The sequence below is a fragment of the Streptomyces sp. NPDC054847 genome, assembly GCF_053610925.1.
In genome coordinates this window covers 1-8820 of sequence record NZ_JBSGZJ010000306.1, presented here as the reverse complement: position 1 = coordinate 8820, position 8820 = coordinate 1, and the positions used below count along the sequence as shown (strand labels likewise).

Below are 8820 nucleotides of genomic sequence, written 5' to 3'. Positions count from 1 at the left end.
GCCACCGTGAGTCTGCCGGTATCCGCGTCGAACCAGGAGCCGCCGAAGGCCGCTCCGGCGGCGCGGCGGGCCTTTCCTTCGACGGCGGTGGCGGTCTTCTCCGCGGCGAGGCGGGCTGCCGCCTCGTCCGCGTCGAGTCCCAGGTCGCGCTGCATGGCCGCGAGCAGGCCGGTGGAGAGCTTGGGCTCGGCGGTGGGGACGGAGGCTGCCGCGGGGCCGGCGCCGACCGCTGCCCAGGAGCCGAGGAGGAGGAGTGCGGACAGGCCCGTACGTATGGCTGTCATGCGTCGCAAGGCGTTGACCTTTCGTTGTTCCAGCATCGTGGGGGATGGAACAGGCCGTACTGGAGCGCGTGTCGAGAGACGGGTTGAGAGCGCTCTCATTGCGCTCGGCCGGAGCGTAGCCGAACTCCAGGGTCAGGTCCATGCCAAGTACACGCCGGAGCTTCGCGGGCGCCGCACGCCCGGCCCCCGATGGGAACCGGACGTGAAAGAAATGTGTCTGTGGTGGGGACAGCGCGTGGGCAGGGGGAACGTGATGAACACCTGGTCGGTGCCCGGGTACACCGAGTCCCGGGAGCTCGGTGCGGGCGGCTGCGGGCGTGTCGTACTCGCCGTACACGACTCCACCGGCGTGCCGGTGGCGGTGAAGTACCTCAGCGAGCGGCTGCGCGCGGACTCGGGCTTCGTCCGTGAGTTCCGCGCCGAGGCCCAGTTGCTGGGCGGTCTCGACACCCCGTACGTGGTGCGGCTCTACGAGTACGTCGAGGCGCCGCAGGGCGCCGCCATCGTGATGGAGCTGGTCGACGGCATCGCGCTGCGTACCTTGCTGCTCCGGGAGGGCGCTACCGGTCCGGAGGCGGCGCTGGCCGTGCTGAAGGGCTCGCTGCTCGGCCTCGCCGCGGCGCACGGCGCGGGGGTGGTGCACCGGGACTACAAGCCGGAGAACGTGCTCGTCGCGGCGGACGGCTCCTCCAAGCTCGTCGACTTCGGCATCGCCGCGCACCGAGGGAGCACACCGGGGGTGGCGGGCACCCCGGCGTACATGGCGCCGGAGCAGTGGAACGGCGAACCGGCCTCGCCCGCCGCCGACGTGTACGCCGCGACCGCGACGTTCTACGAGTGCCTGACGGGCCACAAGCCCTTCCGCGGCGACAACTTCGCCGAGCTGGCGCTCCAGCACATCGGCGCGCCGGTCCCCGACCATGACGCGCCCGAGCCGGTGCGTCCTCTCATCCGGCGGGGGCTCGCCAAGTCGCCGGCGGAACGGCCCGCGAACGCGGCGGCGTTCGTGGCCGAGCTCGAGACGATCGCCCGGGCGGCGTACGGGCCCGACTGGGAGGAGCGGGGGCAGCGCAAGCTGGCGGCGCTCGCCGCGCTGCTGCCCCTGCTCTTCCCGTCGGCCGGCGGGCCCGCGGGGACCACCGACAGGGCGACGACGTCGATCGGCGCCGGTCCCGGCGCGGGGGCGGGCATCGGCTCGGGCATCGGCGCCGGCGGGTATGTGCCCCCGGCGCTGCGCAAGGCGCTCGTCGGCGTCGCCGCGCTGGCCGTGGTCGCGGTGATCGCCGTCGCGGCGCGGGCCGGTGAGGACGCCGGCGCGGGGACGAGCGCGCAGGCCGTGGCGACGACCAGCGCGATGCCGGGCGGCTCGGCCTCGCCGGTGGCGGAGGGTGACGGCGGCCCCGGGCCGTCGCCGTCGGACGGTGTCCCGCTCTCCCCGTCGGCCGGCACGACCACCGGGCCCGACGACCCGTCGCCCGCGACGTCGTCCACGCCGCCGGCCCCGCCGACGACGTCCGCGCCGGCCGCTTCCCCCACCCCGACCGTCTCCACCGAGCCGTCGACGCAGCCGACGACCAGCGCCCCGCCGACCGCCGCGCCGGTGCAGGTCAAGTCGGTTTCCGTGACGGGCTTCCGGCAGACCGGCACGTCGACGGCCGCCGCGACCATCGACGTCGTCACTTCCGGGACCGGCCCCGTGAAGGTCGTCGTCTCGTGGTTCACGAGCAACGAGAAGGGGGTCCTCGGCGCCGTCGAGAGCACACAGTCCTTCGAGCGGAGCGGCGCGACGCAGTACACCCTCGCTCTGGACCACACGTTCCAGGGCACGGGCTGCTACTGGGCCGTGCAGGCCGGCACCGATCCGGCGGCGGCGAGCGGCAGTTCCACGCAGCAGCTCCTGACCAGGAGGGGGTGTCCGGTCCTGTGAACGACGCACGCACGCCCGCGGGCGACGCCGACGAGTACAGCGCGACCGCGCTGGGCAGCCACTGGTTCGAACGTCCCGAACCGGGGCCGGTCCCCGACCGGGTCGAGGGGAACGTCCTGCGCTTCGGCCCGGGAGTGACCGCGTTCGTGCGGCAGCACGGAAGCGGCACCACGGCCGGCGGGGTGTGGCACGGGACGCTCGCCGGGCAGCCCGCCGACGGCCGCGGGCCGCACGGGCGCAGGCGCGGTCTGCGCCGGTACGCGCTGGCCGCCGCCGTGCTCCTGGCCGTGCTCGGATTCCTCGCCTGGCAGCGGTACGGGCCGGGCGTGGCCGTGCGGGACGTGGTGGTCAGGACCTCGCCGGACGGGCCCGGCTGCGGCGGGACGGCCGACGTCGTCGGCGTGGTCCGGACCGACGGCCGGCCCGGCACTCTGACCTACCGTTGGGTGCGCAGCGACGGCACCGACTCCGGGCTGCTGCGCGAGCGGGTGGTGCGCGGCCAGAAGCAGGCCCGGCTGCACCTGCTGTGGACGTTCGAGGGACGGGGCGAGTACCGCGCGAGTGCGGAACTGAGGGTCGTCTCGCCGTCCCGGCACTCCGCTGAGGCGCGGTTCACCTACCGCTGCCCGTAAGGACTCTCCCGCGACGGTGGTCGAGGGGCGTACCCGCCGGACGGGCATCGTCGTGCCCGTACCGGTGGATACGCCCCTCGCTCCCGTGCGGCCGCGGGCCGTCGGCGCCGGCCCGCCTGTCGCCGTGTCAGGGGAAGTTGACGACGGTCGAAGGCACCGTCGAGGTCCCTGACGTGGGAGAGCCCGTGTCGTTGATGACGTGCTCGTAGTGGCCGTGGCCGCTGAGCGAGACGACCAGCAGGCTGTGGAACTTCACGCCGGGCTTGACCGGGGCCTTGAAGCCGTGGTCCTGACGGATCGTCGGATCCACGTTGTAGTAGCAGTAGCTGCCCATCCCCCATCCTTCGTGGGTGTTCACGGAGTCGTCGACGCGGTAGGCCGCATAGCCCTTGGTGGAGCCGTTCTGGATGGCGGCCTGGTTGGGCGCGTCGTACGCCTTCTCGTTCTGGAAGAAGATCGTCCGGCCGCGTTCGCCGTACCACTCGACGTCGTACTTGTTGAAGTGCTCGACGAACAGGCCGGTGGCCAGCACGTCGTCGCCATGGACGCGGACACCGTAGTCGGCCCGGTTGGTCTCCCAGCCGACGCCGTCGCCGTGGTCGGCGCGCCAGACCCAGGTGTGGTCGATGATCGTGTCGTCGCTGTTGACGACCATGCTGGTGGTGGCCTTGCCGGGGCCGGCCCCGCCGATGCGGATGAAGACGTCCTGCACGGTGGTGGGGTTGGCCGCGTGGTCGGCCGACGCGCCCTGGGGGCCGACTTCGAGCAGGGTGGGCGAGTTGACGGGCCCCGCGTCGATGAGGAAGCCCGCGAGCCGCACACCGTCCACGTCGGCGACCTTCATGGCCGTGACGCCGTTGTCGGGGATGATCGTGGCGAGCCCGAGGCCGAGCACGATGGTGTTCGCGCGGTTGACGTTGATCGTCTGATCGACGTGGTAGACACCGGGCGTGAACAGCAGGTGGAGGCCCTGGTCGAGCGCGGCGTTGATGGTCGCGGCGGTCGCGCCGGGCTTGACGACGTAGAACCGGTCGAGCGGGATCGACTCACCCTGCGGTGCGCCGTTGCCCCATGAAGTGCCGCGCGCGTTCACCCGCTTGGCCGGGGCGAACACCTTGTACTGGCCGCCGTCCATGTAGAGGAAGGGCTTCTCGCGGGAGACGGGTGTGGTGTCCAGCGTGGTGTACGGCGGGTTCGGGAAGCCGGTGGCGGGCGCGCCCTGGACGCCGGAGAACGTCATGTTCCAGACGCCGTTGGTCCAGCCGCCGACGGAGCTGTCGCGGGTGTACCACTGCTGCTGGGAGTACGGCCCGACCGTGCCGTCGATCCTGCTGTCGGCGATGTAGCCGCCACTGGCCCATCCGTAGCCGCTGGGGGCCAGGTTGAGGCCGCCCTTGACGTGCATCCTGCGGAAGGGGGCGGCCTGGGAGACGGCCCAGCGGTTGGTGCCGTTGACCGGGTTGAGGGCGAGGTTCTCCGCGGAGCGCCAGAAGTTCTGGGTCGCGTTGCCGTCGAACCAGCCGGCGTCGACCGTCACATCACCGTTGAAGGTGGTGTCGTCCGGGTCGATCCCGAGACCGGAGATGGAGGTGTAGAAGCCGATCTGCGCGTTGATGTTGTTGTACGTGCCCGGCTTGAACAGCAGCTGGTAGCGGTCGGTGCCGAACTGCGCCGACTCCTGGCGGCGGAAGATCTCGTCGAGCTTTCCCTGGATGTCGGGCGTGGAGGGGTCGAAGACGAGGACGTTGGGACCGAGGTCGCCTCCGCCGGGGATCTCGGGGCCGCCTCCCCCGTTCATGGTGCCGTAGATCTTGAACTCCCAGAGCGAGTAGCCGTACTGGGTGGCCCGGGCGGTCCCGTGCATGCGCACGTAGCGTGCGGTGCCGGAGACGTTCAGGGTCTCCGTGCCGCCGGGACCGGCTGTCGTGGAGTGGGCGGTGGTCCAGTCGGTGCCGTTGCCGGACAGCTCTATGCGGTAGCCCTTGGCGTAGGCCGCCTCCCAGGCCAGGACGACCTGGGTGACGGTGGCGCTCGCGCCGAGGTCGACCTGGATCCACTGCGGGTCCGCGAAGGCGCTCGACCAGCGGGTGCCGGCGTTGCCGTCGACGGCGTTGGCGGCGGACGTGCCGCCGTTCTCCTGGCTCGAGGCGGTCACCGTCCTGCCCTGGGACAGCAGGACGGGTGCGGCCTGCGCGGGCGCCGCGGGCAGCAGGCCGACCAGAGCGGCGACCATGGCGGTGACGATCAGCGCGACGGTGCCGCGCCGCCGGTGATGCGCGAGGTTCGGGGGTGGTCCGAGCTGTCTTGTGGGGGCAGCGGGCATGGCTGTCTCTCCTGAGGAGGTCAGGGGCGGGTGCTGATGCTGTGTACGGAGGTGCTGTGCACGGAAGTCGGGCTCAACCTGCTGAGAGAGCGCTCTCTCGGATACACGGATGATTCTCCGCGCGTTACGCCGCCGTCAAGACTCGTGCAACAACTCACCGAAGCGGGCGGCACCTTGGGGCCGTAGACTTCAAGTCCTGAACGTTTTCAGGCAGTTTGGGGCCACAGAGGGGTCCCGGAGGTGCTGTTGGATTTCACTGATTCATCCAATACGCCGCACACAGGCGATGGTTCACCGAGCAGAGAGAGCGCTCCCGTGATGGAGCGCTCTCTCACAACCGCACGGCTCAGGACCCCTGCCCCGGCGCCTGCTCAGGCCGACTCGCGGAGCACCAGCGAAGGGTGGAAGACCACCGAGGGGAGGGGGTCGCCCGGCTCGCGGATCTGCCGCAGCAGCAGCCTCGCCATCTCGGACGACATCTCCTCGACCGGCTGCCGTACCGTCGTCAACGGCGGGTCGCACGCCTGCGCGGCGTTGCTGTCGTCGAAGCCGACCACGGCGACGTCCTCGGGCACACGCCGGCCCTCGCGGGAGAGCACAGGCAGCGCGCCCATGGCCATCAGGTCGGAGGCGACGAAAACGCCGTCCAGGTCGGGCCTCCGCGCCAGCAGCCGCTTCATGGCGGCAGCGCCACCCACATGCGTGAAGTCACCCTCCACCCACGCCAGATCGTCGATCCCGTGCCGGGCGAGCGCACTGCGGAACGCCGCCAGCCGCTCCTGCCCCGCGGGCATGTCCTGAGGCCCGGTCACCGTGCCGATCCGGCGGCGGCCCAGCGACACCAGGTGTTCGGCGGCCAGTTCGGCACCGGCCCGCTGGTCCACCTCGACATAGGTCAGCCGGCCGCTGCGGCTGCTGCGTCCCGAGAGCACGGCCGGAAGTCCGGTGCCGGTGATCAACTGCGACAGCGGGTCGGAGCCGTGCGAGGAGACCAGCACGACGCCGTCCACATGGCCCTGGCGCAGGTACGACAGCAGTTGCACGCGCGAGGTCTCGTCGTCGACCAGCATCAGCATCATCTGGACACCCGCCGGCCGCAGCACCTCCAGCAGTCCGCTCACCACGCGCCCGAAGTACGGGTCGGTGAACATCCGCCCCACGAACGGAGTCGCGCCGGACCGCTGCTCCTGCTCCGAGACGACGAGCGCGATCGAGTCGGTCCTGCGGGTCACCAGGGACCGGGCGGCGCGGTTGGGGACGTAACGGGTCGCCGCTATGGCCTCCTCGACGATCCCCCGCAGCCCGGGGTCCACCGTCGGCGCCCCGTTGATCACCCGGGAGACGGTGGCCCGGGAGACGCCCGCCACCCTGGCCACGTCCTCGAGCGTCGCGGGGCGGGTGGGCACGGGGGCATCGGCAGTCATGGGTTCTTTATACCGGGGCCGCTACGGGCGGCCGGACGATCCTGCCTGCTCAAGGGGACCACCCGGGGGGGCGGGACGGCGGGGGACGGTGGGGCGGGGGCGCCGGCGGCGGTGCTCCGTCGGACGGTGCGCCCACGGCTGCGCCGCCGCGGGGCCGGAACGGGGAGGCGGTCCCTGGCGCGAGGGCGGTCCGTGACCATCGAGTCGCCCACTTCCGTACAGGGCTCCGCGGTCCCGCGTGCGGGGCGGTCCACACGATTCCGCGCGGACCGCCCCGCGCCACACGGTCCCCGCGCGTCCTGGCGGGCACGGGCCGTGTCGCGGGGCGGCCCGCCAGGTCACTCGGCCGCCGGACCCCCTCAGCGCGCTGACCAGCCGATACGTCGAAGGCCCGCCGCGTGCCGGAGCGGCGTGCGGCAGACTGACGTCATGGGCAACCTCGATCCGCCGGGGGCACCGTCCCGGCGGTTCCCTCAGAATCCGGAGAGCGTGGCGTCCGCCCGGCGGTTCGTGCGGGACGCGCTGGACGGCCTCTCGTCGGATGTCGTGGACACCGCTGAGCTTCTGGTCAGCGAGCTGGTGACCAACGCGGTGGTGCACGCGCGCACCGAGGTGGAGGTCTCGGTCCGGGTGCTCAACGGCAGGGTCACCGTGCGGGTCAGTGATCACCGGCCCGGCCGCGGGCTGGTGCCGCACGGCGGCACTTCCTACGCCGGTACGGGGCAGGGGCTGGCCCTGGTCGAACAGCTGGCGTCCCGCCACGGGTCCGACACCGACGAAGAGTGCAAGACGGTCTGGTTCGAGCTGTGGCCCGACGGGCCGCCGCCCCCGCCGCCGTCCGGATGGGAGGCGGCTGTGCCGCCCTCGTCCGGCGAGACGGTGACACTGGTCGACGTGCCGGACGTCCTGTGCTCCGCGTCGCAGCAGCACCGGCACGCGCTGCTGCGGGAGCTGGCCCTCGCCGCGTCCGCCGGGGAGCGGCTCGGCGTGCGGCCGGAGGAACTCGTCGCCGCTCATGACATGAACAACGTGATCAGCGCCTGTGTGACGGCCGCGATGAAGAAGCAGCCTTCCGATGCGAACATCCACTCGCTGTCCCTGTCGGTCCCGGCGGACGCCACACCCGCGGTGGTCACCCTGCGCCGGGTGCTCGACGTGGCGGAAGAGGCCGCACGGGACGAGCGGCTGCTCACCCTGCCCGCGCTTCCGCGCGGGCGCGTCTTCCATGACTGGCTGTTCGACCAGATCATCGACCAGCTCGCCGGCGAACGCCCCACGGCGTGGACGGTCGTGCCCCGCGAGCCGGGCGCCGGCTCCTCCGAACTGGTGCCGTGGGACGCCCGCCACGTACAGGCCAGCAGGGTCCCCACAATCGCCGCGGACGAGGGAAACCGGATCATCGCGGCGAACGGACCGGCGGCGGATCTGCTCGGCTGGCACCCGGACGAACTGGTCGGGCGCAAGCTGACCACCCTCATCCCCGAGCACTTGCGAAAGCGCCACCTCTCGGCTTTCAGCTCCCTCCTGCTCACCGGGCAGACACGCATCGTGGGCCGCTCCGTACCGCTCCCCGCGCTGCACCGCGACGGCCACCTGGTCCCCGTCCGTCTGCTCATCCAGACCCAGGAGACAGCCGACGGCCGGACCGTGTTCGTCGGCCAGCTGATCCCCCGGGCGCATGCGTCCGTCCACCCGTCCCGCGCTCAGGGCAGCGGTCGGCGCGAGCAGGAGCACGAGCCCGTCCGGCTGCCGCAGACCGCTCCGGAACGGGGCATGAGCAGGAGCGGCGCGGAGGCGGGCATGTCGGCGCTGGAGCGGCTCTCCCTGCTGGCCGACACCGGGATCGCCCTGAGCAACACGCTGGATCTGGACGAGGGTCTGCACCGGGCGGCCCGGATCGTGACGCAGCGCCTCGCCGACTGGTGCGTGGTGGACCTGTTCACCGAGCAAGCCCAGGTGGAGCGGGTCTGCGTGGTCCACCGCGATCCCCGGGCGCTGCACCCGGGGGCTTACGAGGGCGGGCTCCCGCCGGTGACCGAGGCCGCCCGGGGGCCCCTGGCCCGGGCGCTGCGCGGCGCGGGACCGCTGCTGCTGACCGGCCCCCTGCCGTCGGCCCGGGGCGAAAGCCCCCTGGACGCCCATTACTTGGGGCTGTTCGCGCAACTCGGCGCGAACAGCGCCGTCGTGGCCCCGCTACGGGCACGCAGAGAAGTCTTCGGCGCCCTGACCC

General features: G+C 72.3%; 5 protein-coding genes and 1 pseudogene. 3 read left to right on the top strand and 3 right to left on the bottom strand.

All coding sequences use genetic code 11. From position 1 onward, the window contains the following. Positions 1 to 284 (bottom strand): annotated as a pseudogene (locus tag ACWGH4_RS25105) (S1 family peptidase); the annotation flags it as partial. A 253-nt stretch (positions 285 to 537) separates the two neighbouring features. Here ACWGH4_RS25105 and ACWGH4_RS25100 point away from each other — a divergent pair. After that, complete coding sequence (locus tag ACWGH4_RS25100) at positions 538 to 2211, top strand: serine/threonine-protein kinase (protein ID WP_453464834.1); 1674 nt, start codon at positions 538 to 540, stop codon at positions 2209 to 2211. Further along, positions 2208 to 2843, top strand: coding sequence for a hypothetical protein (locus tag ACWGH4_RS25095; RefSeq protein ID WP_453464831.1), 636 nt, complete (start codon positions 2208 to 2210; stop codon positions 2841 to 2843). The genes ACWGH4_RS25100 and ACWGH4_RS25095 overlap by 4 nt, the downstream gene beginning before the upstream one ends. Positions 2844 to 2970: 127 nt before the next feature. Here ACWGH4_RS25095 and ACWGH4_RS25090 read toward each other — a convergent pair whose 3' ends face one another. Together ACWGH4_RS25090 and ACWGH4_RS25085 are read right to left on the bottom strand one after the other, a co-directional pair. Further along, positions 2971 to 5166 carry a discoidin domain-containing protein gene (locus ACWGH4_RS25090; protein WP_453464828.1) on the bottom strand — a complete coding sequence of 732 codons (2196 nt, stop codon included), beginning with the start codon at positions 5164 to 5166 and terminating at the stop codon, positions 2971 to 2973. Positions 5167 to 5537: 371 nt separating this feature from the next. Beyond that, a complete protein-coding gene (locus ACWGH4_RS25085) occupies positions 5538 to 6590 on the bottom strand; it encodes a LacI family DNA-binding transcriptional regulator (protein WP_453464825.1) in 1053 nt (350 codons plus the stop codon). A 429-nt stretch (positions 6591 to 7019) separates the two neighbouring features. Between ACWGH4_RS25085 and ACWGH4_RS25080 the strand changes: the two genes are divergently transcribed. Then, on the top strand, positions 7020 to 8820 hold a 1801-nt coding region (locus ACWGH4_RS25080; protein WP_453464822.1), incomplete at its 3' end, for an ATP-binding protein.